The organism is Streptomyces longwoodensis (assembly GCF_001514125.1).
In the GTDB taxonomy this organism is placed as follows: domain Bacteria; phylum Actinomycetota; class Actinomycetes; order Streptomycetales; family Streptomycetaceae; genus Streptomyces; species Streptomyces longwoodensis.
Map to the genome: position 1 here is coordinate 617,901 of NZ_KQ948549.1, position 24,493 is coordinate 642,393.

Sequence of the window (24,493 nt, forward strand, 5' to 3'; positions counted from 1 at the left end):
GACCCACCCCCACGTCGGAGCGTCAACAGACGTCACATGTACGGCCTTCGTGCCGATCCAAGCTACCCAATCTCCGGTGGGGCCTGATCGCTTGCCGAGTAATCCCCAGGGGAGAGTGCGTGCCTCGCTCTCAGGGGGCACATGTTCCGTGGTACAGCTGCGCCGGCGCAGCGCTTCCCACGAGCGGACGGCCAGGTAAGCCACGATGCTCACCGGAGCGATGAGTCACACGGGGGCAGCACGTCTTGCAGGCGCTGCACCCGGCCCGGCCCCGCGACCGGTCCGGACCCGTTCGCTCCCTGGCGGGTTCACACACATGTGCAGGCGGCCATCGGTGCGCAAGCGGCGGGCTCGCCGCCCTGCATGAGGACTTCGGCCTGCGGGACTTGGTGCGATCCGTCATGGCCGAGCTACGCGTGCGGAGCAAGAACGGCGGCGACGGCCTCGTCGAGGGTGGTGGCCGGGCGGCCGAGAACCTGCGACAGATCGCCGGTCTGCTGCTCCAGAGCGCCGCTCCGGACCTGTTCCTCCAGCCAGCCCTGGGCGCCGGGCGCGCGGTCGGGCCGGTCCCTGCGCACAACGGGCCTGCCTCCGGAACGGCTCAGTGCGTGGGCGAGGTCCTCGTAGGTCCACAAGCGGCCAGTGAAGTCATAGGCGCGGCCGAGGTGACCGTCCTCGGTCAGCACACGGGCCGCGGCCTCGGCGAGGTCACGGCGCAGGGCGGTGTTGATGCCGCGTCCGCCCGTGCCGTCGGCCAGCTCGCCCGAATCGACGGCATCGCGCAGGCCCGGGTTGAGGAACGCCTCACTGTAAAAGGGGTGACGCAGCAGTGTGTGGGGCAATCCGCTCGCCGCCAGGTGGCGCTCGGTGGCGTAATGAGCCGCGGTGATCCCGCCCGCCTGGGTGCCGGCCCCCAGGAAACTGGTGTAGACGATCGAGCCCACCTCGGCATCGCGTGCTGCGTCGACAGCCGCCCGGTGCTGAGCGGCACGCCGGGCGGGGTCCAGCTCGGGGGAGGAGATCAGCAGCAGCCGGCTGGCGCCCTCGAACGCCGTACGCAGCGTCTTCGGCACGTCGTAGTCACCTGCACGAACCATCACCCCGCGGTCGGCGAGATCCGCGGCCTTGCCCGGGTCACGCACCACGGCTGTGACTCGGTCGGCGGGGCACTGTTCCAGCAGCCGGTCGATGACCAGCCTGCCGAAAGCTCCCGAAGCAGCCGACACGACAATCATGCACAACTCCCCTACCGCGAGGCGGCCGCCGTCGGCACAGCGGCTCGGACGACCCGCGTCGAACGTCCGGCTCACCTTCGGCGAACAGTGCACCGCGCGTCAAAACCTTTTCCGAAGGCCCGGCGGAGTGGGACTGGAGCGCTGGGACGGCATTCGGGCCGGCTGGTAGGACGATCCAGTAGCGCTCGTCGGTTCGGTCATGGGTCGGGGGGATCTGCCGAATCGCGACTGGTCGTTGCTCGAGCCGCATCGCCGCCCTCCTCCGCCTTGCGATGCACGGCACCAGACACCGCTCCCTGATCCGGCCTGATCGACAAGACACCCCCTAGCCCTCCGCCGGCTTCCACCCCAGGGCCGGGCCCAGCACCGTGGCCATGTCGGTGAGGATCTGGACGTAGTCCTCGTGCTCGAAGGTGAAGGGCAGGGCGAAGGCGACCTCGTCGACCTCGCGGAACGCCGCGTGGGCGTGGAGGCGCTCGGCGATCTCGGCGGAGGGGCCCACCAGGTCCGGTGCGAACAGCAGCCGTCCCGGGCCCTGCGGGGTGGCCGTCCGCGGCAGGCGCCGGGCGGCGTACTCCTCGTACTTCGCGCGCTGTCCGGGCGTGGCCGAGTCGGTCGGGATCACCACCAGTCCCTGCGACACCCGGGCCGCCTCGCCGTCGGGGTGGGCGGCGCGGAAGGCGCGCACCAGGGACAGCTGGATCTCGGCGAAGTCCCAGGGGCCGTCCGGGTCCTCGGCCTTGACGACGCTGCTCGTCAGGAGGTTCATGCCGTGCTCGCCCGCCCAGCGCGCGGAGTCGAGGCTGCCGCCGCCGTACCACATCCGCCCGCCCAGGCCCGGCGCCTGCGGCTGGACCCGGTCGGAGAAGACCTCGAAGCCCTCCGTCCCGCTGAACGCGCTCGCGGGCTCGCCGCGCACGAACGCCAGCAGCCGCCGCACCCGCTCGTAGGAGAAGTCCTCGGCGTCGGCGGTGTCCGGGTACAGCGCGTCCCGGACCCGGTCGTAGTGCATCGGCGGGCCCACGCTGACGCCCGGGTTGAGGCGGCCGCCGGACAGCAGGTCGACGGTGGCCAGGTCCTCGGCGAGCCGCAGCGGGTTCTCCCAGCCGAGCGGTGTCACCGCGGTGCCCAGCTCGATGCGCCGGGTGCGCTGCGAGGCCGCCGCGAGGACGGCCACGGGGGAGGAGATGCCGTACTGGAGGTGCCGGTGGCGCAGCCAGGCGCTGTCGAAGCCGAGCCGCTCGCCCAGCTCGATGATCTCCAGCGTGGTCTCGTGCCCGCGGCGCGGGTCGGCCTCGTCGAACAGGCCGATGGTCAGGAAGCCCAGCTTGCGCAGCGGGCGGGGGCTGGACGGCACGGGCTCCTCCATCGTCCACGGCACGGGCGCGCGTGCCGTTCACGTCGTTCGCCGTCGATCGTACGTTCCGATCATGACGGCGGTGTGAAGCGCGCGGGAGGGCCCGCCGGGCCCGGCCGCGCGGCGGCAGACCTCGGCGCACGGCCGTCAGACCAGCGGGATCAGTACCTCGTCCTCCACCGGTGGGTCGAGCTCCTGGGCGCGGTTGCCCGTCGCGGCGTGGCAGCGCAGCCGGACCGCCTCGGGGGAGACGTCCAGGCGCAGGAAGCACTTGAAGAACGGCGGGCTGTAGGTCGCCGAGCCGGGCGAGAACAGCTGCGTGTAGATCTTGCGCACCGGCAGCCGGAACCGGGCCCGGCGGTCGGGGCGCCGGCCCGCGCCCAGCAGGCTCGCCACCAGCCGGGTCCGCCAGGTCACCCGGGTCCCGGGCGCCGGGGCACGGGCGGGTGTGACGCCCAGGCGCCGCGCGATCACCGCGGCGCCCTCGTCCTCGGTGAGCGTGAAGAAGCGGCGCAGGTGCAGCCGGCGGCCGTAGAGGCGGCTGTAGAACGCCAGCGAGTCGCCGCGCAGCGGGTAGCAGCGGAAGTCGTCCTCGCCGACCCCGGCGACGTCGACCCGGGGGATGGTGTGCGTGGCGTGGGTGAACGCGCCGCCGCCGCCCGCGACGACGTACTGGAGGGTGCGGCCGTCCGCCAACCGCACCGGATAGCGCTGGTAGTTGTGGATGTCGCCGCCGATCGCGAGCACGTAGTGGTGCGCGGGGTCGCGGACGATCTCGTCGACGGTGCCGCCGCCCTCGATGGCGCAGGGGTGGTGCTCGCCGTCCACGTACAGCGGTGAGCCGGTGACGAGGATCTTCGGGCGCGGGTCCCGGGAGACCTCGCGCAGCCAGGCGCCCTGCGCGGCGTCGAGGGTGCCGAGGAGACCGGTGTCGATGCCCACGATCCGCACGGGACCCGCGTCGATCGCCCAGTACGGCCCCGGCTGCACGGCCCGTTGGGCGGGCGCGGAGCGCTGGGCGCGGGCCGCGTCGAGGCGCCGGCCGTCGCCGGGGCGGGGCCGGTGCCACAGCAGGGAGCGCAGCCACGCCCGGCCGGGCGGGCGCGGCGCGGGCTCGGCGGGCAGGGGCGGGGCGTCGTCGCAGAACACCCGCATGAAGGCGCCGAGGCCCTCGTACCAGTCGTGGTTGCCGGGGACCGCGTAGATCGGCGCGGGGTAGTCCCGGTACGGCCGGAAGAACTTGGTGTCGTAGTCGTCGGCGCTGCCCACCGGGTAGATCACGTCGCTCGCGATGACCGCGAACGCGGTGTTCTGACTGACCGTCAGGAAGCCGGGTACGACGGCGTACTGGGGTTCGTCGCCCTCGCCCGTGTCGCCGAGCACCATGAAGGAGAAGCGGTCGGGGTCGTCCCGGCGGATCACCTTGTCGGCGGGTGCCCCGGCCGCGGCGCGCTGTGCCACCCACCGGTCGCGGGTGCGGCCGGTGGGATCGCCGAACCAGGAGGCCAGCACGCCGTTGCGCGCGGCCCACAGCAGGCGGGGATTGAGCCAGGAGATCTTCTCGACCCGCTCCGGCACCAGGTGCCGGTAGACGCCCCGTTCGGCGTCGCCCCAGCCGGCACCCGCCGCGGTATCGCGTGAGGAATCGGACACCGGTGCACGGTAACAACGATCACGCGGGTGCGGAACGGCGGGGCGGGGAACGCGAGTCGGCGGCCCCGGTCGGCGTGCGCCCGGCCGCCCCGCGCGCACAGCGAACTCAGAGGGTCCGCAGAGCGGACGCAGAGACGTCCCCTCGGTATGGCGGCTCCCGCAGAGGGATAACCCTTGATGCGACGGCGTCTGACTGACATGGAACTGTCAAGACTGACATCCTCCCTCCCAACTGCCGCACCGCGCGGCGCGTTCCCTGCACCCAGGGACGGACCCGCACAGGTCAGCTCGTCCCGGACAGCACACCCGGCTGCCCGGTCTGTCACCGGCCGCGCCCCGCGGCCGCCGCAGTAGGAGTACGAGTGAGACGCATTCCCCGCAAGCGGACCGCGGTCGGAGCAGCCCTGCTCTCCACCGCAGCTCTCCTCGCCGTCGGCCTGCCGTCGGCCCCGGCGTCCGCCCAGCCCGCGGCCCCCCACCCCAGCCCCCTGCGCACCGGCGGCCTGCCCGCCGACCTCACCCCCGCCCAGCACGCGACGCTCGTCAGGAGCGCCCAGGCGGACACGGCGAGCACCGCACGGAGCCTCGGCCTCGGCGCTCAGGAGAAGCTCGTCGTCAAGGACGTCGTCAAGGACAACGACGGCACCGTCCACACCCGCTACGAGCGCACCTACGCAGGGCTGCCGGTCCTCGGCGGCGACCTCGTCGTGCACACGCCCCCGGCCTCCCAGGCCGCCGGCACGGTCACCACGACCTTCAACAACAACCGCCGCACGGTGAAGGTCGCCTCCACCACGGCCACCTACACCAAGTCCGCGGCCGAGGCGAAGGCGCTCACGACCGCGCGCTCGCTCGACGCCCAGCGGCCCGCCGCCGACAGCGCCCGCAAGGTGATCTGGGCCGGCAGCGGCACCCCCCGGCTCGCCTGGGAGACGGTCGTCACCGGCCTCCAGGACGACGGCACGCCGAGCCGCCTGCACGTCGTCACCGACGCGACCAGCGGCGCCGAGCTGTACCGCTTCCAGGACGTCAAGACCGGCACCGGCAACACCCAGTACAGCGGCTCCGTCTCCCTGAGCACCACCCTGTCGGGTTCGACGTACCAGCTGTACGACACCACCCGCGGCGGCCACAAGACGTACTCGCTCAACGCCGGCACCTCCGGCACCGGCACGCTGATGACCGACGCCGACGACGTCTGGGGCAACGGGTCCGGCTCCAACACCCAGACCGCGGGCGCGGACGCGGCCTACGGGGCCCAGGAGACCTGGGACTTCTACAAGAACACCTTCGGACGCAGCGGCATCCGCAACGACGGCGTCGCCGCCTACTCGCGCGTCCACTACAGCAGCGGCTACGTCAACGCCTTCTGGGACGACAGCTGCTTCTGCATGACCTACGGCGACGGCAGCGGCAACACCCACGCCCTGACCTCGCTGGACGTGGCCGGCCACGAGATGAGCCACGGCGTCACGTCCAACACCGCGGGCCTCGACTACAGCGGTGAGTCGGGCGGACTGAACGAGGCCACCTCCGACATCTTCGGCACCGGCGTGGAGTTCTACGCGGGCAACTCCTCCGACGTCGGCGACTACCTCATCGGCGAGAAGATCAACATCAACGGCGACGGCACCCCGCTGCGCTACATGGACAAGCCCAGCAAGGACGGCGGCTCCGCCGACAGCTGGTACTCGGGCGTCGGCAACCTCGACGTGCACTACTCCTCGGGCCCGGCGAACCACATGTTCTACCTGCTGTCCGAGGGCAGCGGCAGCAAGACCATCAACGGCGTCACGTACAACAGCCCCACCTCCGACGGCGTCGCCGTCACCGGCATCGGACGGGCCGCGGCCCTGCAGATCTGGTACAAGGCGCTGACGACGTACATGACGTCCAGCACCAACTACGCCGGTGCCCGCACCGCCGCGCTCAACGCGGCCGCTGCCCTGTACGGCTCGGGCTCCACCCAGTACGCCGGGGTCGGCAACGCCTTCGCCGGCATCAACGTCGGCGGCCACATCACCCCGCCCAGCAGCGGCGTCACGGTGACCAACCCGGGCAGCCAGTCCTCGACCGTCGGCACCGCGGTCAGCCTGAAGATCACGGCCAGCAGCACCAACAGCGGCGCGCTGACCTACGCCGCGAGCGGCCTGCCCGCCGGCCTGTCGATCAACAGCTCCACGGGCGTCATCTCCGGCACCCCGACCACGGCCGGCACCTACAGCACCACCGTCACGGTGACCGACTCCACCGGCGCCAGCGGCACCGCGTCCTTCACCTGGACGGTCGGCACCGGCGGGGGCGGCGGCACCTGCACCTCCGCCCAGCTCCTCGGCAACCCCGGCTTCGAGTCGGGCAACACCACTTGGACGGCCAGCAGCGGGGTCATCACCAACGACACCGGCGAGGCGGCGCACGGCGGTTCGTACAAGGCGTGGCTCGACGGCTACGGCTCGACGCACACCGACACGCTGTCCCAGTCGGTCGCGATCCCGGCCGGCTGCAAGGCGACGCTGACCTTCTACCTGCACGTCGACACCGCGGAGACCACCACCAGCACCGCGTACGACAAGCTGACGGTGACCGCCGGTTCGACCACCCTGGCGACCTACTCCAACCTCAACAAGGCCACCGGGTACACCCTGAGGACCCTGGACCTGTCCTCGTTCGCGGGCTCCACGGTCACCCTGAAGTTCACGGGTGCCGAGGACTCCTCGCTGCAGACCAGCTTCGTCGTTGACGACACCGCCGTGACGACCGGCTGACCGACCCCGTAGGGCACGGAGCCCCACCCCGCGCGGCTGCGGGGTGGGGCTCCGTCATGTCGGTCCTGTGCGAGGTCAGTTGAGCGGGTCGAGCGTCAGGTACGCCTGCTGCGGCGCCCCGTCGTGCACGAGCGACTCCTGGTTGCCCACGTCGTCGAAGGCGAACGCGTACGCCTTGCCGTCGGCCATCTGGGCGTGGATCTTGCGGGCGTAGTGGTTGGTCACCGCGTCCTGGTAGAAGTTCGCGGTCGTGGTGTCGGGCTGGTTGGGGTTGACCAGCAGCGTGGAGCGGTTGAAGCCCGCGCACAGGGTGCGGGAGATCGGGCCGCGCACCTGGTCGTTGGGGGCGTCGAGGAGCTTGTGGCAGCCGAACACGCTGTCCGCGTCCGGCTTCTGGAAGCTGGTGACGACCGCGCCCGAGGTGTTGGTGAAGTTCATGACCCCGCCCGAGACCCGGCCGTAGTACTTGGTGCCCGGCTGGTCGCCGAAGGGGGTCACCGTCAGCGTCGAGCTCGCGTACTTCTGCCAGACGCGGTTGATGTAGTCGTCCATCACGGACGCCGGCAGCGCACCGGTCTCCAGGCCGTGGCCGGGGGAGAGGGCCCGCAGCACGGTGCCGTCGGACCGGGTCTGGATCAGGTTCGCCCAGCCGCCCGGCTGGCCGCGCAGCGCGCTGTAGAAGCCGTTGTAGCCGCCCGACTTGAGGTGGCCGGTGTTCACGGTGCTGCCGTCGGAGCGCTGCACACCGACCGCGTAGGGCACCGAGAACATGTCCACCTGGGTGCTGTTGATCCACAGCCCGTCGTTGTTGAGCGTGTACTCCGACCAGTTGAACAGGATGTTGCGGTTGGGGTCGCTGGGGTTCTGCACGGCCGGCTGCACCAGCCCGCCCGTGGCCAGCTGGAACACCAGCTTCTGGCCGTAGGAGAAGTAGATCCGGCCGGAGAACTTCGGGATGCGGATCGTCTTGGACTGGCCCGCGGCCGGTCCGGGGATGGACGCGTCCGGGGCCGGCACGGGCGGTACGCTGCCCGCCGGCCACGGGTGGAACGTGCCGCTGGCGTCCGCCCACCCCTGCTGGCCCGTGCTGAGCAGGGTGCCGAGGGTGTAGACGTACACGGCGTCGCCGCGGCCCGAGTTGTTCGTGATCTTCAAGGGAATGGTGTCCGGGACCGCGGCCTGGGCCGGGTGTCCCAGTGAGAGCAGTGCGCCGACCAGAGCCGTTGCTCCGGCCACCGCCGCGAGTCGGTGCCTGAGACCTCTGAGCACTCTCCACCTCCGTGCGGGAGACCTGTGGGGTTGGTCCGAAGGGCGGACCGGTGGGGACTGGTCCGTACCTGTTCTGAGAGCGCTCTCAGGGTCGCGCTCAGTTGTGGCCATGTCAATGTTCAAGACGTGAAGAAGCGCTCGCGGCGAGCGGGCCGCGAGCGCTCGTAAAGGGAGCTGCAGGGGAGCCGTAGGGGAGCTGTGAGGGAGCTGTCGCTTCAGAAGGTGCGGGCGAGCAGGTCCAGCAGGGCCGCCCAGTGCCGGTCGTCGCCGTCCTTGTCGTACGCCGAGGTGTCGGCCTGGGTGTAGCCGTGGTGCGCCCCGGGATACACCTCGCAGCGGTGGCGGACGCCGGCCGCGGTCAGCGCCTCCTCCAGCCGCCGCTGCTGCTCGGGCGGCATCGAGGAGTCGGCGTCCGCGTGGCCGAAGTACACCTCGGCGGTGACCCGGTCGGCGACCAGGTGCGGGCTGTCCGGCGCGTCCGTCGCGAGCCGCCCGCCGTGGAACCCGGCCATCGCCGCGACCCGGCCGGGGTGGGCGCCCGCCGTGTACAGGGCCAGCCGGGCGCCCATGCAGTACCCCGTCACGGCCACCGGACCATCGGTGACCAGCGGGTCCTCCTCCAGCCGGCGCAGGTACGCGTCCGCGTCCCGCACGACGAGCTCCGGCGTCAGCGCCTGCATGACCGGACCGATCGCCTGCCAGATCTCCGGACGGGCCTCCGGGTCGATGAACGCGGGCAGGTCGAAGACGGGGGTGCGCCCGTGCCGGTAGAACACGTTCGGCACCAGCACGGCGTAGCCCTCACCGGCGAGCCGGTCGGCCATCGACCTCAGGTGCGGGCGCAGCCCGAACGCGTCCTGGTACAGCAGCACGCCCGGGTACGGACCCGGCCCGTCGGGGTGCACGAAGTAGGCGTCGGCGACGCCGTCCTCGGTCCGGACGTCGACGTCGCCGCCCTGGATGCCCTGGTTTCCCTGGATGGAGGTCATGGCCACATGGTTGCACGCACCACCCAACGGTCCGCGCGCCCCCCCGCTGGAGCTCACTCGAACCGTGAGGGGTCCCCCGCTCCGCGCCGCACGATCTCGGCTTCCCCGCTGGAGAAGTCGACCACCGTCGTCGGTTCGGTGCCGCACTCGCCGGAGTCCAGCACACCGTCGACCACGTGGTCGAGCCGGTCCTTGATCTCCCAGCCCTGGGTCATCGGCTCCTCCTCGCCGGGCAGCAGCAGCGTGCTGGACAGCAGCGGCTCGCCCAGCTCCGCCAGCAGGGCCTGGGTGACGACGTGGTCCGGGATGCGCACGCCCACGGTCTTCTTCTTCGGGTGCTGGAGCATCCGCGGCACCTCCTTCGTCGCCGGGAGGATGAAGGTGTAACTGCCGGGCGTGGACGCCTTGACCGCCCGGAACACGTCGTTGTCGATCCGCACGAACTGACCGAGCTGTGCGAAGTCCTGGCAGACCAGCGTGAAGTGGTGCCGGTCGTCGAGGTGGCGGATGGTCCGGATCCGGTCGATCCCGTCCCGGCTGCCCAGCCGGCAGCCCAGTGCGTAGCAGGAGTCCGTCGGGTACGCGATGAGCGCGTCGTCCCGGATGGCGGCCGCGACCTGGGCGATGGTGCGCGGCTGGGGGTTGTCGGGGTGCACGTCGTAGTACTTCGCCATCCGACGAGCTTATGCCGTCCCCGTCGCCCCGGGCGCGCGGCCACCCCGGCACGGGCGCCCCCGGCCGGTCCTGGGGTAACGTCGCCGACCGGTACGACGGGTCCGGGACGCCGGACCGTACGGCGCGACGAGGAGCGGAACCCACATGGCCGGCCGGGACGACGCACCCCGCCCCACGGACGCCGCGTGGGCGGAGCAACTCCTCGACCACCTGCGTCCGGGCGGCGCCGACGTCGGCCGGATCGTCGACTGGCTCGCCGCCGCGACCGGCGCCGCCGTCTGCCTCTACGACGACACCGGCACGGTGCTGGCCGGCACCGCGCTGCCCCTGGAGCGCCGCCTCCTCGCGGACATCGCCGCCGGCCGCCTCGCCTCCGCCGCCGCACAGGACGGCGGCCGGCACGTCCGGCTGGTGCGGGTGGCCCTCCCGCCGCCCGCCTCCGCCGGGGTCCTCGCCCTCGTCCGCACCGCCCCCTTCGACCGGCGGGTCTCCGACGTCGTCACCCGCACCGCCACCGTCCTCGCACTCCTGCTGCGCGCCCAGGAGACCGCCGCCGCCGGGCACCGCCTCGAACGGGCCACCGCCGACCTGCGGCTGGCCGTCCTCCAGCTGCTGATGGTGGAGGACGTCGTCGCGGCCCGCCGCGTCGCCGCCGGGTTCTGGCCGGGCCTCCTCGACACCGACACCGCCTGCGTGTACGTCATGGAGACCGGCCCCGGCGACCGCGACCGGCTCGCCGAGGAGTGCCGTACGGCGACCGGGGAGCGGGCCCTGGTGGTGCGCTGCCCCGCCGTGGACGCGCACGTCATCGTCGTCGCCCCGCACGACGCGGCGGGCGCCCGGCTGCGGACACTGCTGCGACGGCGCCCCGGCACGTACCTCGGCGGCAGCGTCCGGCAGAGCCTCGCCCGCACCGCCACCGCCTACGGACAGGCCGTCAGCGCCCTGGCCGTCGCCCGCTTCCGGCCCGGCCGGGCGGCGGTCCACGCCGAACGCACCCACCCCGAGCGCCTGATGGACCCGGCGGCCCTGCGCGCCTGGACCGCCCGGCTGCTGCGCCCGCTGGACACGCTGGCGCACCACACCCGCGCCGAACTCCTCGCCACCACCCGGCTGGGCCTGGAGTTCACCGCGATCAGCGCCGCCAAGGTGCTCGGCGTCAGCCGCAACACCGTGCGCGCCCGCATGGACCGCGTCGAGGGCCTGCTGCACGCCGACTTCTCCGACCTGACCGTCCGCGCCGCCGTCCACCTGGCGCTCACCGCGCACCTGGCCCGCGCCGAGGACGAGCCCCCTCCGGCCGCCCCCGACGGCGCGGGCGCCGCCCGCCTCGGCGACCTCCTCGCCGGGCCCGCGCTGCGCACCTGGGCGCACGACCTGCTCGGCCGCCTCGACGGCGACGCCCGCGACCTGCGCCGCACCCTGCGCGCCTGGATCGCCGCCGACGGCAACGCCGAACGCGCCGCCGGACGCCTCGGGGTGCACGCCCAGACCGTGCGCGACCACGTGCGCGGCGCCGAACCCGTCCTGGAACGCCAGCTGCTGGCCTCGGGCAGCGACCTGTACGAGGTCGTCCTCGCCCACCTGGCCGCCCGCGAGCTGACCGTGCCCGCCCTGCCCCGGACACAACCGGACCTTCCGGGCGCACCCGTGCACGGGTGAGCCCCGCCGGCGCCCGAATGGGCACGGACACGGTTCCCAAGGCCGCCGCCGGGCACGTAAGTTCGATCCGCCGCGGGGGTGCCGCGACCGGAACGGGGGACCGGTCGGGCCCCCCGCCGCCGTGCCGGGTCAGCCGTGCAGCCGGACCGGGATCTCCTGCCAGCCGAACGCGATGAACGACGGCACCTGCGTCAGCTCCCCGCCGGCCAGGGCCAGGCCGGGGAACCGCTCGAACAGGGCGGGCAGCGCGGTCAGCGCCTCCATCCGGGCCAGCGGGGCCCCGATGCAGCGGTGCACGCCGATCCCGAACGCCAGGTGGTCGTCCGTGCCCCGCGCCGCGTCGAAGACGTCCGCGTCCGGGCCGTGGTGCGCCGGGTCCAGGCCCGCCGCGGCGTACGTGGTGATGATCGCGTCCCCGGCCGGGACCGTCACGTCGCCCACCGTCAGGTCGGTGACGGCGAACCGCAGCGGCAGCGACGCGATCGACGGGTGCACCCGCAACGTCTCCTCCACCACCGCGTCCCAGCCGATCGCGCCGGCCCGGACCGCCGCCAGCTGCTCGGGCCGGCGCAGCAGCGCCACCACGGCGTTGCCGATGAGGTTGACGGTCGTCTCGAAGCCCGCGCCGATGACCAGCAGCAGCGTGTGGACCAATTCCTCGGCGCTGAGCCGGTCGCCGTCCTCGTCGCGCACCCGGATCAGCTCGGTCGTCATGTCGTCGCCGGGGTGCTCCTGCTTGTGCGCGACCAGCCCGCCCAGCACGGTGCCGATCTGCTCCTGCACGAACGCCGCGTGCTCCGGGCTCGGGTCGGAGGTGTCCATGATGGCCGCGATGAGCCGCGCGGTCGCGTCCCGCATCCCCTCGGGCACGCCGAACAGTTCGCAGATGATCCGCATCGGCAGCGGGTGCGCGAAGGCCGCCTTCAGGTCGGCCTCGTCCCCGCCCGCCGCGAGCCCGTCCAGCAGCTCCGCGGTGATCACCTCGACCCGCTCGCGCAGCGCCTCGGTGCGCCGGTGCGTGAAGCTCGGCGCGACCAGCTTGCGCAGCCGCGCGTGGTCGGTGCCGTACGTGGAGAGCATGTTCACCACGCCGACCCAGCCGAGGATCCAGCCCCAGGACGGGTGGTCGCCGATCTCGGGCCACAGCCGCCAGTGCCGGCGGGGGTCCTTGCTGACCCGCGGGTCGAGGATCAGGTCCTTGAGGACGGCGTGGCCGGTCGGCGCCCACGCCGGGATGCCGCCGGGCAGCTCCACCGGGACGATCGGGCCGAGCGCCCGTAACCGGGCGCTCTCGGCGGGGATGTCGGCCCCGAACGGGTCGAGGGCGATGCGGTCGGTGACGGTCACGACTCAACTCCAGGGTGGTCGGGGGAGCGGGGGGTGAAGCGGACGGGCAGGGCGGTCAGCGACCGGTGGAACGGACCGGGCCGCCAGCCGAGGCGCTCGCGCGGCAGCACCGGGTCCAGGTCCGGCAGCCACTGGGTGAGCTGCTCGATCGCCTCGGTGACGATGAGCAGCGTGTGCTGTTTGACGGGACAGGCGTGCGGGCCCGCGCCCCACGACAGGTGGGAGGCGTCCCCCGGGTGCCGCCCGCCGGTGTCCTCCTGCTCGGCGAAGGACGTGAGCGCGCCGAACGACACCACCACCGGTACCGCGTCGCGCAGCCACACCCCGTGGCAGGCGACCGGCTCGCGGGCGTAGTAGATGCCGTAGTTGGTCAGCGGCGTCTCGTGGTGCAGCACCTCCACCACCGCGTCCATGACCGGCCGGGCCCCGCTGGTCAGGGTCGAGTAGTAGACCGGGTTGCCGAGGATCCGCGACAGCGTGTTGGACACCAGGTTCGCCGTCGGCTCGTAGCCCGCGCCGAGGGTGAGGAACACCTGCCAGGTGACCTCCTCGGGGGTGAGCCCCGCCGGGTGGTCCAGGAGCCGGCTGGGCAGGTCGTCGCCGCGCCGCTCGGCCTTGGCGGCGATCAGCTCCAGCACGTACCGGGCGTACTCCGCCTCGCCCTCCGCGGCCCCCGCGCCGCCCTCCATCATCCGGCCCAGGGACGCGTCGAGGCGGTCACCGGCGCTCACCGGCATCCCGAACAGGTCGTTGAAGACCAGCGCCACCAGCGGCCGGGAGAAGTCCGCGACCAGGTCCGCCTCGCCGCGCGGCCCGATCCGGTCCGCCAGCAGCCGCACCGCCCGGTGCACCCGCGCCCGCAGGTCGTGCGGCTCGAGCAGGTCGAACACGTCGAGCAGCGTGGTGCGGTAGCGCACGTGCGCGCCGCCGTCGGCGAACAGGGCGTTGGGCCGCCACCGCATCATGCCCAGCACCGGCGAGTCCGCCGGCACCGTCTCCTCCCAGGCGCGCGGGTCGTGCGAGAACCGCTCGGTGTCGCGCAGAACCTCCAGCGCCGCCCGCCGTTCGGTCACGACATACGCCGGGACGCCGGGCGCCAGTTCCGCCCAGCCGATCGGGCCCTGGGCGCGCAGGGCCGCGTAGTAGCGGTGCGGGTCCGCGGCGAACCCGTCCTCCCACAGCCGTACGGGGGCCGAGCGGGAGAAGTCGTGCCGGTCCGGGGGGTACGCGCTCACCGGGACACCGCCTCCTGCGTGGCGATCAGATGGTCCACCAGGGCGAGCAGCGCGTCGACGGAGGAGTTCGTGTCCCGCGCGTCGCACGTCACCATCGGGGTGCCCGGCTCCAGGTCCAGCGCCCGGCGCAGCTGCGCCTCACCGTAATGGCGGGGCGCGTCGGGGAAGGCGTTGAACGCCACCGCGTACGGCAGTCCGCTCTCCTCGACCAGCCCCAGCACGTCGAACGACGCGTCGATCCGGCGGCTGTCGACCAGCACCAGCGCGCCGAGCGCGCCGTAGGCGATGTCGTCCCACAGCGAGCGGAACCGCTCCTGGCCCGGCGTGCCGAACAGGTACAGCACCACCCCGCCCGCCAGGCTCACCCGGCCGAAGTCGATCGCGACCGTCGTGGTCGTCTTGTCCCGCACCCCGGCCAGGTCGTCCACGCTCGCGGACGCCTCGCTGAGGTGCTCCTCGGTGTGCAGCGGCCGGATCTCCGACACCGAGTCGATCAGGGTCGTCTTGCCCACTCCGAACGGCCCCGCGACCAGGATCTTCACCAGGTCGCGGGCCGTGTCGGGCAGGTGGATCCCGTCGGCGGGGGAGGCGCTAGTGCTTGAGGGCGCGGAGGCCATCGGCCACTCTCTTCAGCAGGTCGGGTTCGAAGCGGTCGGCGGGCGGGATCGGCGCCCGGGCGAGGACCAGGTCCCGGTCGGCCAGGTCGGCGGCGAGGACCCGGACCGCGGAGACCGGCAGCCGCAGCAGGGCCGCCGCCTCCACGAGGGCCAGCGCGCCGCCCTCCAGGACGTCCAGCAGGGCGAGTGCGGCGGCGGGCAGCCCGGCGGGCACCGGAGCGTCACCGCGGGTGAGCACCGACAGCCGCTCCAGCTGGGGGCGGCTCGGCCGGGCCACCCCGCCGGTCGACAGGTACGCGGGAACCAGCGGGCGTCCGGCCGGGCGGCCGGTCATGCCGTCGCGTCGTCGTCGGCTCCCCGGACCGCGGCCGCCATGGCCTTCTCGCCGAGCCGCGCCACCTGCGAGTGCACCCGGTGCGCCAGCAGGTCCAGGCGGACCTCGCCGTCGCCGTAGGCGGCCACACAGGTGCCGTGGTCGGTGGGCACGATCAGTACGTAGCCGAGGTCGGACTCGACGACCACCTGCCGCACCTCGGCCCGCTCGGCGTCGGCGAACGCGGCCGCCGCGGTCCGGCAGGCACCCTGCACGGTGCTGGTGATCGCGGCCACCCGCTCGGCCGACGCCTGCGACAGCGCGTCGGTGTGGCCGGTCACCAGCCCGTCGCGGGTCAGCATGACGGCGGCCAGGACGTGCGGCACCTGGAGGATCGGCTCCAGGACCCAGGCCGTGTCGCCCGTGTTGCGGCTGGTCATCGGGCCGCTCCCCCTTCGTGGTCGGTCGGTTCGTGCGCTGAGCTGCGGCCGGCGCGCTGGTCTTGGTCGGCGGGTCCGGCGGGTCCGGCGGGTTGGGCGGGCCCGGTGGGCCTGGTTGGTCCGGTGGGTCCGGCGCCCTCGGTGCCCCTGCCGTCCCCGTCGGTCGTCCCGCCGTCGGTCGTGCCGTCGTCGTGCTGCCCGCCGGGGTGGGGTGCGGCGGACCGGGCGGCCGCGGTGCCCGCCTGGAGCGCGCCGAGCGCGGCCGCGGCGTCCTCGGGGCGGCGCGCCGGACGGTCCGCGGCGGGAGCGGGCCGGGGCGCGGCGGTCGCGGTACGACGACGCCGCCGGGGCAGGCCGTCCTCGGCGGGCCCCTGGTGCCCGGCCGCCTCCGACTCGGTGCGCTCGGCGTCGTAGCCGTGGGCCGGAGCGGGGACTGGTGCCGGTGCCGGTGCCGGTCCTGAGCCCGGGGCCGGTGCGGCCGGCCGGGCCGGGGCGGGCCGCCGGGTGGTGCGCGGGGCGCTCGCCGCGGGCGGCTTCTCGTCCGGGTCGAGGCGGCTGAGCAGGTGGCTGTCGACCCGCAGGACCGCCCGGACCCCGCCGTACGGGGAGGCGGAGGAGACGTCGACCCGCAGGTCGAACTGCCGGGTCAGCCGGCCGATCGCGGCCAGCCCCATGCGCGGCGGATCGCCCAGGTCGGTGAGCAGGATCGGGTCGTCGCCGGCCACCAGGCGCTGGGCGCGCCGGCGTTCGTCCTCGGTCATGCCCAGGCCCGCGTCGTCGATGGTCACGCACACGCCGTGGTGGACGTGCTCCAGGCTGACCACGACGTCGGTGTCCGGGGCGGAGTGCCGCAGCGCGTTGTCCAGCAGTTCGGCGACGATGATGGCGACCGGTTCGACCGCGTGCGAGACGAGGGCCGTGCCGGGTTCGAGGTGGTTGTGCACGGTGACCCGGTGGTAGCCCGCGAGCCGGGCCTGGCCGCCGGTGACCGCGTCGACCAGGTGGGACTCCTCGCGGGCCAGGCCCACCCAGGCCCCGCACACCACGGCGGCGACCTGCGCGCGCCGCAGCGACTGCTCGTTCTCGTGGTCGAGCGCGAAGAGGGTCTGCGCCAACTCGGGGTCGTCGTAGCGCTGCTGGAGCCGGCGCAGGGCGTCCTGGAGCCGGTACAGCGCCGCCTGGATCTCCCGGGTGGCCCCGCGCATGCCCGCCTGGGCGGCGGCGTCGACCCGGGTGCGCTGGGCGGCCACCTCGCTCTGCACGGCGACCAGGACGTCGTCGAGCGCCCGGCCCAGCGGGGTGCCGTCCGTCAACGGCTGCAGCGGGCCCGGCACGTCGACGTGCGGGTGGGTCACCTGCCGGGCCGCGGCGGGCACCCGGCGCGCGGCCAAGTGCTCGACCTCGGAGGTGAAGGCCCGCAGGGAACCGTCGAGTTGGGTGCGCAGCGCCGCGATCTCGGCGCGCCGGCGGGCGTCCCGGCGCCGCAGTCGCAGCAGTCCGCCCCCGAGGGCGAACGCGGACAGGGTGCCGAGGGCGAGGCCACCGGCGGCCAGATCCGGTAGAGCGGTCATCGATGCGGTTCCAGGGGGATCGGGGCGGTCGGCGTTCCGGTCGGGAAGCGGGCAGGCGGGAGTCCGGAGCCCGTCGGACGGGCGGCTCCGGAGCACAGTACACACCGTCATCGACCGGTCTCGCACGGTCGTCCCGTACTTCGCTCCGAATCCGCCCGTCTTCTGTTCGCTTCTGCGTCGACTGTCGGAATTGCCGTGCGGCGCAGGCCAGTTGAGCTGACGGGAATGCGCCGCCCCCGGCCGGTCAGCCGTTCGGCAGGATCACCGCGCGGCCGTCGACCGCCCCGGCGTGCAGCCGCTCGCACGCCAGCGGCGCGTCGTCCAGCGAGAACGTCTCGGTGTGCACCGACACCGCCCCGGCCCTGGCCGGCGCCAGCACCTCGATCAGCTCGCCGCCGACGAGGTCGAACACCGCCTGCGCGCCCAGCCCGCCGGTGCGTTCACGGACCACGCCGACCGCCGCCGCGTCGGACAGCGCGGTCTCGTGGGCGCCGACCTGCGGGCGAGGCGCAGCTTGTCCTCGCTGACGTGGAGCGCGACCACCCGGGCCGGGCTCAGCGCGCGCAGCAGGATCAGCTGGAGGGCGGCGGCGGCCAGCGCGCCGCGCGTCTGCCGCGCCTTGCGCTGCCGCCGGTCCGCCCGCTTGCTGATGCTGCTCCGACTCCCCTCGTACTCGGTGGGATTGGGTGCTGCGGCCGATGGATTCTGAGTACGCGTACTCAGGGATCAAGGCCTCCGGGAGGTGATCGTGGAGCCATTCCGAACGAACGAACGACTGGAGAAGACCATGCGCATGTCCCGCCGTGTCCCCGGCGCCGCCGCTCCCCGTACCGGCCCGGTCCGTGCCGTCGCCGCCGTCCTCGCGAGCGCGGCGGCCCTCGCGGCGCTGACCGGCTGCGCCGGGTTCGAGTACCGGGAGCACATCTGCTCCGACGGCGAGTACCCCGCCCTGAACGTGGGCACGACCGGTTCCACCTGCGTCCCCGAGGGGGAGGCGCCCCCGGCGGGGTACGTGAAGTACCCGCGGGGCAAGGTGCCGCAGGAGGTCGACGACAAGTGGGACACCTACTGGCGCACCCACACCGTCGACGAGAAGGGTGCGATCGTCGAGGTCCCCGCCGGGAACTGAGCGGCGCGAGTCACCCGTCGCGCGGGGGTTCGGCCCGGCGCCGGGAGGAGGGCGTCCACACCGCGAGGCTGCCGTTGGCCTGCCGGAGCGCCTGCTCCAGCATCGAGGGCCGGTGCAGCGCGCCGCTCCCGTCCGGCGGCACGAGCCACTCCAGGCAACGGGCCGCCCGGTACGGCGGCGGTACGGCGACCCAGGCGCCCCGGCGCGCGTGCCGCACCCCCGCCCCGACCCACCGGCTGCCCGGGTCCGGCGGCAGGAAGAACCCCACCCGGTGCGCGGCGGTGTCGACCAGCGTGGGCCCCGGCACCGGCAGCGAGGGTTGCCACAGCAGGTCCAGGGTGAGCAGCCCCAGCCGGTCGGGCACGCTCAGCACGTCCCAGAACCGGCCCGCCTGCAACAGCGCGACGCCGTTCCCCTGGTCCCAGTCGCGCTTGCAGGCCCGGGGGTCCGTCGCCGCGGCGGCCAGCCACTCCACGCCGCGCATCCACCCTGCATCGCTCATGTCCGGCTCCGTGTGAGGTCCCTGGGGCGCGGCCGCACGCGGGCCGCGGACGATCGCCGGGTACGCCGCCTCCGACCGCTCGGCGACCCGGCATATGCATGCTGGTAGATATCTGCGGGTGGCGGAAGGGGTGGCGCGGCCTGGCGCTTTGCCCTGTTCCGTTCGGTTCTCGCGCTCGCGTTCGATGGCCGCCACCCGAGCGGGGGGCGCGCGGAGCGTACGCCGGGGCGTTGTCGCGCGTGCGGTATCGGTGGCGTCCCGCGCGCCCTGTGCCGACCGCGCCCCGGTTGCGTCCCGCCCGCCCGGCGGGCAGGGTTCCGTGCCGTGGCCACTTTGCTGATCGTGCATCACACGCCCTCGCCCAACTGCCAGGCGCTGTTCGAGGCGGTCGTCTCGGGCGCGACCGCGCCGGAGATCGACGGCGTGCGCGTGGAGCGGCGCGCCGCCCTGGCGGCCACCACGTCCGACGTGCTGGCCGCCGACGGTTTCCTGCTCGGCACCCCGGCGAACCTCGGCTACATGTCGGGTGCGCTCAAGCACTTCTTCGACCAGGTCTACTACCCCTGCCTGGACGCCACCCGGGGCCGGCCCTTCGGCTACTGGGTGCACGGCGGCAACGACGTCACCGGCGCCGTGCGCGGCATCGAGGCGATCACCACCGGTCTGGCCTGGCGGCGCGCCGCCGAGCCGGTCACCGTCACCGGGGAGCCGGGCAGGGCCGACACCGAGGCGTGCTGGGAACTCGGCGCGACCCTGGCGGCGGGCCTGATGGACTGACAGTGCGTTCGTGCCGGCACCGGTCAGGGCAGGGCCCACTTCTGGTTCGTGGCGGCGGTGCAGGTCCACAGGTGGACGGGGGTGCCGTCGTTCCAGGTGCTGCCGGATGCGTCCAGGCACTTGCCGGACTGGGGGTTGCGGACCGTGGTGTCGGACTGGGGTGCCCACTTCTGTGCGCCGGTGCCGTTGCACGTCCACAGCTGGATCCGGGTGCCGTCGGCGGTGCCGCCTCCCGAGACGTCCAGGCACTTGCTCAACGCCTTCAGGGTGCCGTCGCCGCCGAGCGTCCACTTCTGTGCCGCGGTGCCGTTGCACGTCCACAGCTGCACCTTGGTCCCGTCGGCGGTCTGCGCGCCGTCGACGTCGAGGCACTTGCCGTTCACCCCCTTCACCGCACCCGACCGCGGACCGGGTTGTTGTCCGCCTCCCTGCTTGACGCGGATGTTGCGGAAGGCCACCTCGTCGCCGTCCCCGTGGTTCTGGATGCCGATGTGTCCCTGGGCGAGGCTGCGTGCCGGATCGGTGTTGGTGAAGTCGTTGATCCTGCGGCCGTTGAGGAAGACCTCCAGCCGCTCGCCGGTGACGCGGAGTTCGTAGGTGTTCCACTCACCCGGTGGGTTGAGTGAGGCGTCGCGGGCGGCGAGGTCGGCGGACTGGAAACCGTAGACGGCGCCCGTGGTGCGCTCCGGCGCGTCGGTGGCGTCGATCTGCACCTCGTAGCCGTTGTTCACCGCGGACCACGGGTCGTCGGAGGCCGGGAAGCCGAGGAAGACCCCGGAGTTGTCGTCGCCGGCCGCCTTCCAGTCGAGTTTGACGGAGTAGTCGCCGCTGAACTCCTGTGCCGAGTACCAGAGCATCCCCAGTCCGCCGTGGGAGGTGAGGGTGCCGTCGGCGAGGGTGAACCCGCCGGGCCCGGCCTGTTGCCAGCCGGTGGTGGAGGAGCCGTCGAACAGCGATGTGTAGCCGGTCTCGGGACGGCAGTCGGCGTGGGTCATGCCGGCGGCCCAGCGGATCGCACCGAGGAGGTGCCGGCGGAAGGCGGGCTCGGCGTACGACTCGTCCGTGTGACCGCCGCCGGTGTAGAAGGCCCGGCCGCCCTGGTAGTCCTTGCACCAGGCGATCGGGTGGTCGCCGGACATGGCGCCGCCCGAGTAGCTGGACTCGTCGAGGGAGGCGAGGACGTGGGCGCTGGTGCGCGGGTTGGTGCGGTAGTTGTACCACTCGTCGGTCCGCTGCCAGGTGCTGCCCAGATGGGCGGTGGCGTCGTGCGCCCGGTCCTCCACCTCGACGGTGGCCGGCTGGACGGCGGGGTGGGACTGGAAGAGGGCCCCGGCGAGGCCTTCATAGAAGGGCCAGTCGTACTCGGTGTCGGCGGCGGCGTGGATGCCGACGTACCCGCCGCCGCCGCGTACGTACTGCTCGAAGGCCGTCTGCTGGGTGGCGTCGAGCACGTCACCCGTGGTCGACAGGAAGACGACGGCCTTGTACGCAGCGAGGTTGCCGGCCGTGAACGCCTGCGCGTCCTCGGTGGCGTCGACGGTGAAGTGGCCGTCCGCGCCCAGGCTCCGCAGGGCCGCGATGCCGTCGTCGATCGAGGAGTGCCGGAAGCCGGCCGTCTTGGAGAAGACGAGGATCTTGTACGCCGGGTCGTCCGTCACGCGGATCTCCGGGCGGACGGACGGGCTCCCGCTCGCGGGCTGGGCCGCGGCCTGGGGGGCCAGGCACAGCGCGGCGGCGGCGAACAGTGCGAGGGGTACGTTCCAGGGTGCACGCATGGGGGGTCGCCTCCTCGGCTACGGCAGGGTCCACTTCTGGTGGGTGGCGGCGGTGCAGGTCCACAGGTGGACGGGGGTGCCGTCGTTCCAGGTGCTGCCGGATGCGTCCAGGCACTTGCCGGACTGGGGGTTGCGGACCGTGGTGTCGGACTGGGGCGTCCACTTCTGTGCGCCGGTGCCGTTGCACGTCCACAGCTGGATCCGGGTGCCGTCGGCGGTGCCGCCTCCGGAGACGTCCAGGCACTTGTCCAACGCCTTCAGGGTGCCGTCGCCGCCGAGCGTCCACTTCTGTGCCGCGGTGCCGTTGCACGTCCACAGCTGCACCTTGGTCCCGTCGGCGGTCTGCGCGCCGTCGACGTCGAGGCACTTGCCGTTCACCCCCTTCACCGCACCCGACCGCGGACCGTCGGCGGACGTGGTGAAGGAGAAGTCGTCGACGTCGAACAGCGAGCCGCTGCCGCCCTTGAAGACCAAGTGCAGCTTGGTCGTGCCGCTGGGCGGGGCGGTCAGGTCGGCCGACACGTCCTGGAAGGTCTCCCAGCCGCCGGTCACCGGTACGGTCGCCGTGCCGAGCAGGGGACCGGTCGGCGATCCGGCGCGTACCTCGATGGTCCCGCCGGCGCCCGCCGAGGCGACTCGGGCGGTGAACCGGGTCGCGTTGTCGAGGGCGTACGGGGCGAAGGCGATCCAGTCGCCGTTGTCGATGTAGCCGACGGTCCTGCCGCCGTGCGCGGGGCCGTGGGTGACGACCTGGACGCCTGAGGAGTCGCCGTAGTGCTCGGCCTGCCGGTGAGATGGCTGCGTGACGTGCTGGTCGTGGGTGGTGAGCGCGGGCTGGCCGTTGGCGCCCTGGTCGGTGTACTCGGCGTCGATGACGCCGAAGACATTGGCGTTGGGGTCGTGTTCGCCGTCCGCCAGGGTGTGCAGGGTGCCGGTGCAGCCGGTGGCGGAGGTCTGCGGGTGGCCGTGGCTGTCGTGGCCGACGATGAAGGTGACCTTCACCCTGGAGCAGTCGACCGTGCCGTCCTCGGGGTCGGTGACCGTCACCTGGAAGGGGATGGCGGCGCCGAAGTCGTAGATGCGTCCGTCGGCGGGCAGGCCGAGCCTGACCGTCGGGGCCGTGTTGCCGACGGTGAGGTGCACGGAGGCCGTCGCGGACCTGCCGGTGGGGTCCGTGACCCGCAGGGTGGCCGTGTACTGGCCGTTGGCGGTGTAGGTATGGGAGGGGTTGGCCGCGGTCGAGGTGACACCGTCGCCGAAGGCCCACGCGTAACCGAGGGCGCCCCCTTCGGGGTCCGCACTGCCGGCCGAGGAGAACGAGACGGTCAGGGGTGCCTTCCCCGAGGTGACGTCGGCCGTGGCCTGGGCGGTCGGCGCGAGTCCGCCGGAGACGTGTTCGATGCGGTACAAGGCTGAGTTCTCGTCGCCGTTGAAGTAGCCGGTGCCGTAGTCGAGGACGTACAGGGCGCCGTCCGGTCCGAAGGCCAGGTCCATCACCTGGGTGCCGCTCCAGGGGAAGGAGTTGATGGCCTGCACGGCGCCGTCGCCGCCGGACTCGATCCGCTTGATCCAGCGGCGGCCGAACTCCCCGGCGAAGAAGTCGCCGTCGTACTCCTGCGGGAACTTCACCTCGGAGGCCGAGGCGGCGTCGTAGCGGTAGACCGGGCCGCCCATCGGGGACTCCGATCCGGAGCCGAACTCCGGTACAGATCCGCCGTCGTAGGGGATCCAGGCGGGCCGCGCGGGGGGCAGGTCGGTCAGGCCGGTGTTGCGTGGCGAGGTGTTGCGCGGGGCCGTACAGCTGAACGCGGCTCCCGAAGCGCCGTCGGCGAAGTCGTGGTCGACGTAGGCGTCGTTGGCGCCGGTGCAGTACGGCCAGCCGTAGTTGCCCGCCGTGGTGATGCGGTTGAACTCCACCTGCCCGGCGGGGCCGCGGGTGGGGCTCGCGGTGCCGGAGTCCGGGCCGTAGTCGCCGAGGTAGACGATGCCCGTGGCCTTGTCGACGCTCATCCGGAACGGGTTTCGGAAACCCATCGCGTAGATCTCGGGACGGGTCTTCGCGGTGCCGGGTGGGAAGAGGTTGCCGTTCGGGATCGAGTAGGACCCGTCCGCTTCGACCTTGATGCGCAGCACCTTGCCCCGCAGGTCGTCGGTGTTGGCCGAGGAACGCTGCGCGTCGTAGGCGGGGTTGCGGGAGGCGCGTTCGTCGATCGGGGTGAAGCCGTCGGAGGCGAACGGGTTGGTGTCGTCGCCGGTGGACAGGTACAGGTTGCCCGCCGCGTCGAAGTCGATGTCGCCGCCCACGTGGCAGCAGATACCCCGGGAGGCGGGCACGTCGAGGATCTTCTTCTCGCTGGTCAGGTCCAAGGTGCCGTCGGTCCTCAGGACGAAGCGCGACAGCCGGTTGACACCGTCGAAGGCGGCGAAGTCGCCGGCGGTGCCGTCGGCCGGGGCGTCGCCGCCGGGGGTGCTGAGCACGGGCGCGTAGTAGAGGTAGACGTACCGGTTGGACGCGAAGGCGGGGTCCACGCCGACTCCTTGCAGGCCCTCCTCGTCGTGGCTGTAGACGTTCAGCTTGCCCGCGACGGTGGTGGTGCCCGCGGCGTCGGTGAGGCGGAGGGTGCCGTCCCGCGAGGTGTGCAGGACCGACCGGTCCGGCAGCACCGCGAGCGTCATGGGCTCACCCGTCTCGGCCACGCCCTTGGCCAGGGTGACCTGCTGGAACTCGGGGACGGCGGGGGCCAGGTCCCCGGTGACGGGCGGTGCGGGGGAAGCGGCGGCCGGGGGTAATGGCAGCAGACAGCCGAGGGCGCAGGCCACGGCGGTCAGCAGAAGGCGGAGCGGTCTCGTGCGCACAGAGGTCTCCCGAAGTGGGGTGGGATGCCGACAGGCAGTGACGTCCAGGAGGTGCAGGTGCCTGTTCACCGGCGCGCGCCGTCGCGCCGTCAGGACCGGTCACGGTCTCATGACCGGTTCATTTCAAAGAAGCTAGCGAGCTTTGTCGCAGTCCGTAACCCGTTGCGCACAAGATCTCGGTACTTCTTCCACGGCCGGGACAAAGGGGCGGCTCCGTCCGGGGCGAGGCGACTAAGGGTGCTGCGAGCGGCGCGGTGAAGTGGCGCGCGGCCGGGTCGTACCGGTCGGTGTCGTCCCGAGCGCGCGAGGGGCCGCCGTCGTGGTGA

General features: G+C 73.1%; 19 protein-coding genes and 1 pseudogene. 4 read left to right on the plus strand and 16 right to left on the minus strand.

Going from position 1 to position 24,493, the window contains the following annotated elements; all coding sequences use genetic code 11:
* Positions 1 to 410: 410 nt before the first annotated feature.
* The 3 genes from AQJ30_RS02790 to AQJ30_RS02800 form a co-directional block, all read right to left on the minus strand.
* On the minus strand, positions 411 to 1,235 hold the full coding sequence (locus tag AQJ30_RS02790; protein WP_211278914.1) for an NAD(P)H-binding protein: 825 nt from the start codon (positions 1,233 to 1,235) through the stop codon (positions 411 to 413).
* Between the two features lie 325 nt (positions 1,236 to 1,560).
* Positions 1,561 to 2,592, minus strand: coding sequence for an LLM class flavin-dependent oxidoreductase (locus AQJ30_RS02795; RefSeq protein ID WP_067228923.1), 1,032 nt, complete (start codon positions 2,590 to 2,592; stop codon positions 1,561 to 1,563).
* Between the two features lie 147 nt (positions 2,593 to 2,739).
* Complete coding sequence (locus AQJ30_RS02800; protein ID WP_067228189.1) at positions 2,740 to 4,245, minus strand: metallophosphoesterase family protein; 1,506 nt, start codon at positions 4,243 to 4,245, stop codon at positions 2,740 to 2,742.
* A 362-nt stretch (positions 4,246 to 4,607) separates the two neighbouring features.
* Here AQJ30_RS02800 and AQJ30_RS02805 point away from each other — a divergent pair, with 362 nt between their 5' ends.
* A complete protein-coding gene (locus AQJ30_RS02805) occupies positions 4,608 to 7,010 on the plus strand; it encodes a M4 family metallopeptidase (RefSeq protein ID WP_067228191.1) in 2,403 nt (800 codons plus the stop codon).
* 75 nt (positions 7,011 to 7,085) lie between these two features.
* On the opposite strand, the gene AQJ30_RS02810 is transcribed toward AQJ30_RS02805, so the two are convergent.
* The 3 genes from AQJ30_RS02810 to AQJ30_RS02820 form a co-directional block, all read right to left on the minus strand.
* On the minus strand, positions 7,086 to 8,279 hold the full coding sequence (locus AQJ30_RS02810; protein WP_067228192.1) for a glycoside hydrolase family 64 protein: 1,194 nt from the start codon (positions 8,277 to 8,279) through the stop codon (positions 7,086 to 7,088).
* 215 nt (positions 8,280 to 8,494) lie between these two features.
* On the minus strand, positions 8,495 to 9,268 hold the full coding sequence (locus tag AQJ30_RS02815) for a dienelactone hydrolase family protein (RefSeq protein WP_067228194.1): 774 nt from the start codon (positions 9,266 to 9,268) through the stop codon (positions 8,495 to 8,497).
* A gap of 53 nt (positions 9,269 to 9,321) precedes the next feature.
* The gene (locus AQJ30_RS02820; RefSeq protein ID WP_067228195.1) at positions 9,322 to 9,942 is read right to left on the minus strand and encodes an L-threonylcarbamoyladenylate synthase; all 621 of its coding nucleotides are present in this window, start codon (positions 9,940 to 9,942) and stop codon (positions 9,322 to 9,324) included.
* A 145-nt stretch (positions 9,943 to 10,087) separates the two neighbouring features.
* Here AQJ30_RS02820 and AQJ30_RS02825 point away from each other — a divergent pair, with 145 nt between their 5' ends.
* On the plus strand, positions 10,088 to 11,605 hold the full coding sequence (locus tag AQJ30_RS02825) for a helix-turn-helix domain-containing protein (RefSeq protein WP_067228197.1): 1,518 nt from the start codon (positions 10,088 to 10,090) through the stop codon (positions 11,603 to 11,605).
* 129 nt (positions 11,606 to 11,734) lie between these two features.
* On the opposite strand, the gene AQJ30_RS02830 is transcribed toward AQJ30_RS02825, so the two are convergent.
* The 7 genes and pseudogenes from AQJ30_RS02830 to AQJ30_RS36445 all read right to left on the minus strand — a co-directional run.
* Positions 11,735 to 12,952, minus strand: coding sequence for a cytochrome P450 family protein (locus AQJ30_RS02830; RefSeq protein ID WP_067228199.1), 1,218 nt, complete (start codon positions 12,950 to 12,952; stop codon positions 11,735 to 11,737).
* Positions 12,949 to 14,187, minus strand: a complete 1,239-nt coding sequence (locus AQJ30_RS02835; protein WP_067228201.1) for a cytochrome P450 family protein — start codon at positions 14,185 to 14,187, stop codon at positions 12,949 to 12,951. Before AQJ30_RS02835 ends, AQJ30_RS02830 begins: the two co-directional genes overlap by 4 nt.
* Positions 14,184 to 14,804 carry a GTP-binding protein gene (locus AQJ30_RS02840; RefSeq protein WP_067228202.1) on the minus strand — a complete coding sequence of 207 codons (621 nt, stop codon included), beginning with the start codon at positions 14,802 to 14,804 and terminating at the stop codon, positions 14,184 to 14,186. Before AQJ30_RS02840 ends, AQJ30_RS02835 begins: the two co-directional genes overlap by 4 nt.
* On the minus strand, positions 14,779 to 15,138 hold the full coding sequence (locus AQJ30_RS02845) for a DUF742 domain-containing protein (RefSeq protein ID WP_067228204.1): 360 nt from the start codon (positions 15,136 to 15,138) through the stop codon (positions 14,779 to 14,781). Before AQJ30_RS02845 ends, AQJ30_RS02840 begins: the two co-directional genes overlap by 26 nt.
* Positions 15,135 to 15,557 (minus strand): roadblock/LC7 domain-containing protein, encoded by a 423-nt coding sequence (locus tag AQJ30_RS02850; protein WP_067228206.1) that lies wholly within the window; start codon positions 15,555 to 15,557, stop codon positions 15,135 to 15,137. The genes AQJ30_RS02845 and AQJ30_RS02850 overlap by 4 nt, the downstream gene beginning before the upstream one ends.
* Positions 15,554 to 17,128 (minus strand): ATP-binding protein, encoded by a 1,575-nt coding sequence (locus tag AQJ30_RS02855; RefSeq protein WP_245726779.1) that lies wholly within the window; start codon positions 17,126 to 17,128, stop codon positions 15,554 to 15,556. The genes AQJ30_RS02850 and AQJ30_RS02855 overlap by 4 nt, the downstream gene beginning before the upstream one ends.
* 244 nt (positions 17,129 to 17,372) lie before the next feature.
* Positions 17,373 to 17,731, minus strand: a pseudogene (locus tag AQJ30_RS36445) (zinc-binding dehydrogenase); the annotation flags it as partial.
* A 145-nt stretch (positions 17,732 to 17,876) separates the two neighbouring features.
* On the opposite strand from AQJ30_RS36445, the gene AQJ30_RS02870 reads away from it, so the two are divergent.
* Positions 17,877 to 18,257, plus strand: a complete 381-nt coding sequence (locus AQJ30_RS02870; protein WP_425424118.1) for an SCO0607 family lipoprotein — start codon at positions 17,877 to 17,879, stop codon at positions 18,255 to 18,257.
* A 10-nt stretch (positions 18,258 to 18,267) separates the two neighbouring features.
* On the opposite strand, the gene AQJ30_RS02875 is transcribed toward AQJ30_RS02870, so the two are convergent.
* The gene (locus tag AQJ30_RS02875) at positions 18,268 to 18,759 is read right to left on the minus strand and encodes a hypothetical protein (protein WP_067228211.1); all 492 of its coding nucleotides are present in this window, start codon (positions 18,757 to 18,759) and stop codon (positions 18,268 to 18,270) included.
* A 324-nt stretch (positions 18,760 to 19,083) separates the two neighbouring features.
* On the opposite strand from AQJ30_RS02875, the gene AQJ30_RS02880 reads away from it, so the two are divergent.
* On the plus strand, positions 19,084 to 19,536 hold the full coding sequence (locus AQJ30_RS02880; RefSeq protein ID WP_067228212.1) for a flavodoxin family protein: 453 nt from the start codon (positions 19,084 to 19,086) through the stop codon (positions 19,534 to 19,536).
* 23 nt (positions 19,537 to 19,559) lie between these two features.
* Here AQJ30_RS02880 and AQJ30_RS02885 read toward each other — a convergent pair whose 3' ends face one another.
* Together AQJ30_RS02885 and AQJ30_RS02890 are read right to left on the minus strand one after the other, a co-directional pair.
* Complete coding sequence (locus AQJ30_RS02885) at positions 19,560 to 21,311, minus strand: ThuA domain-containing protein (protein WP_067228214.1); 1,752 nt, start codon at positions 21,309 to 21,311, stop codon at positions 19,560 to 19,562.
* A gap of 18 nt (positions 21,312 to 21,329) precedes the next feature.
* Complete coding sequence (locus AQJ30_RS02890) at positions 21,330 to 24,167, minus strand: PQQ-dependent sugar dehydrogenase (RefSeq protein ID WP_079083737.1); 2,838 nt, start codon at positions 24,165 to 24,167, stop codon at positions 21,330 to 21,332.
* Positions 24,168 to 24,493: the final 326 nt, after the last annotated feature.

Bases quoted from the DNA above. Each gene is read 5' to 3' on its own strand.
- AQJ30_RS02820 (WP_067228195.1), bottom strand. From the start codon at position 9,942: ATGGCGAAGTACTACGACGTGCACCCCGACAACCCCCAGCCGCGCACC.
- AQJ30_RS02850 (WP_067228206.1), bottom strand. From the start codon at position 15,557: ATGACCAGCCGCAACACGGGCGACACGGCCTGGGTCCTGGAGCCGATC.
- AQJ30_RS02840 (WP_067228202.1), bottom strand. From the start codon at position 14,804: ATGGCCTCCGCGCCCTCAAGCACTAGCGCCTCCCCCGCCGACGGGATC.
- AQJ30_RS02815 (WP_067228194.1), bottom strand. From the start codon at position 9,268: ATGACCTCCATCCAGGGAAACCAGGGCATCCAGGGCGGCGACGTCGAC.
- AQJ30_RS02875 (WP_067228211.1), bottom strand. From the start codon at position 18,759: ATGAGCGATGCAGGGTGGATGCGCGGCGTGGAGTGGCTGGCCGCCGCG.
- AQJ30_RS02790 (WP_211278914.1), bottom strand. From the start codon at position 1,235: ATGATTGTCGTGTCGGCTGCTTCGGGAGCTTTCGGCAGGCTGGTCATC.
- AQJ30_RS02825 (WP_067228197.1), top strand. From the start codon at position 10,088: ATGGCCGGCCGGGACGACGCACCCCGCCCCACGGACGCCGCGTGGGCG.
- AQJ30_RS02855 (WP_245726779.1), bottom strand. From the start codon at position 17,128: ATGACCGCTCTACCGGATCTGGCCGCCGGTGGCCTCGCCCTCGGCACC.
- AQJ30_RS02845 (WP_067228204.1), bottom strand. From the start codon at position 15,138: ATGACCGGCCGCCCGGCCGGACGCCCGCTGGTTCCCGCGTACCTGTCG.
- AQJ30_RS02885 (WP_067228214.1), bottom strand. From the start codon at position 21,311: ATGCGTGCACCCTGGAACGTACCCCTCGCACTGTTCGCCGCCGCCGCG.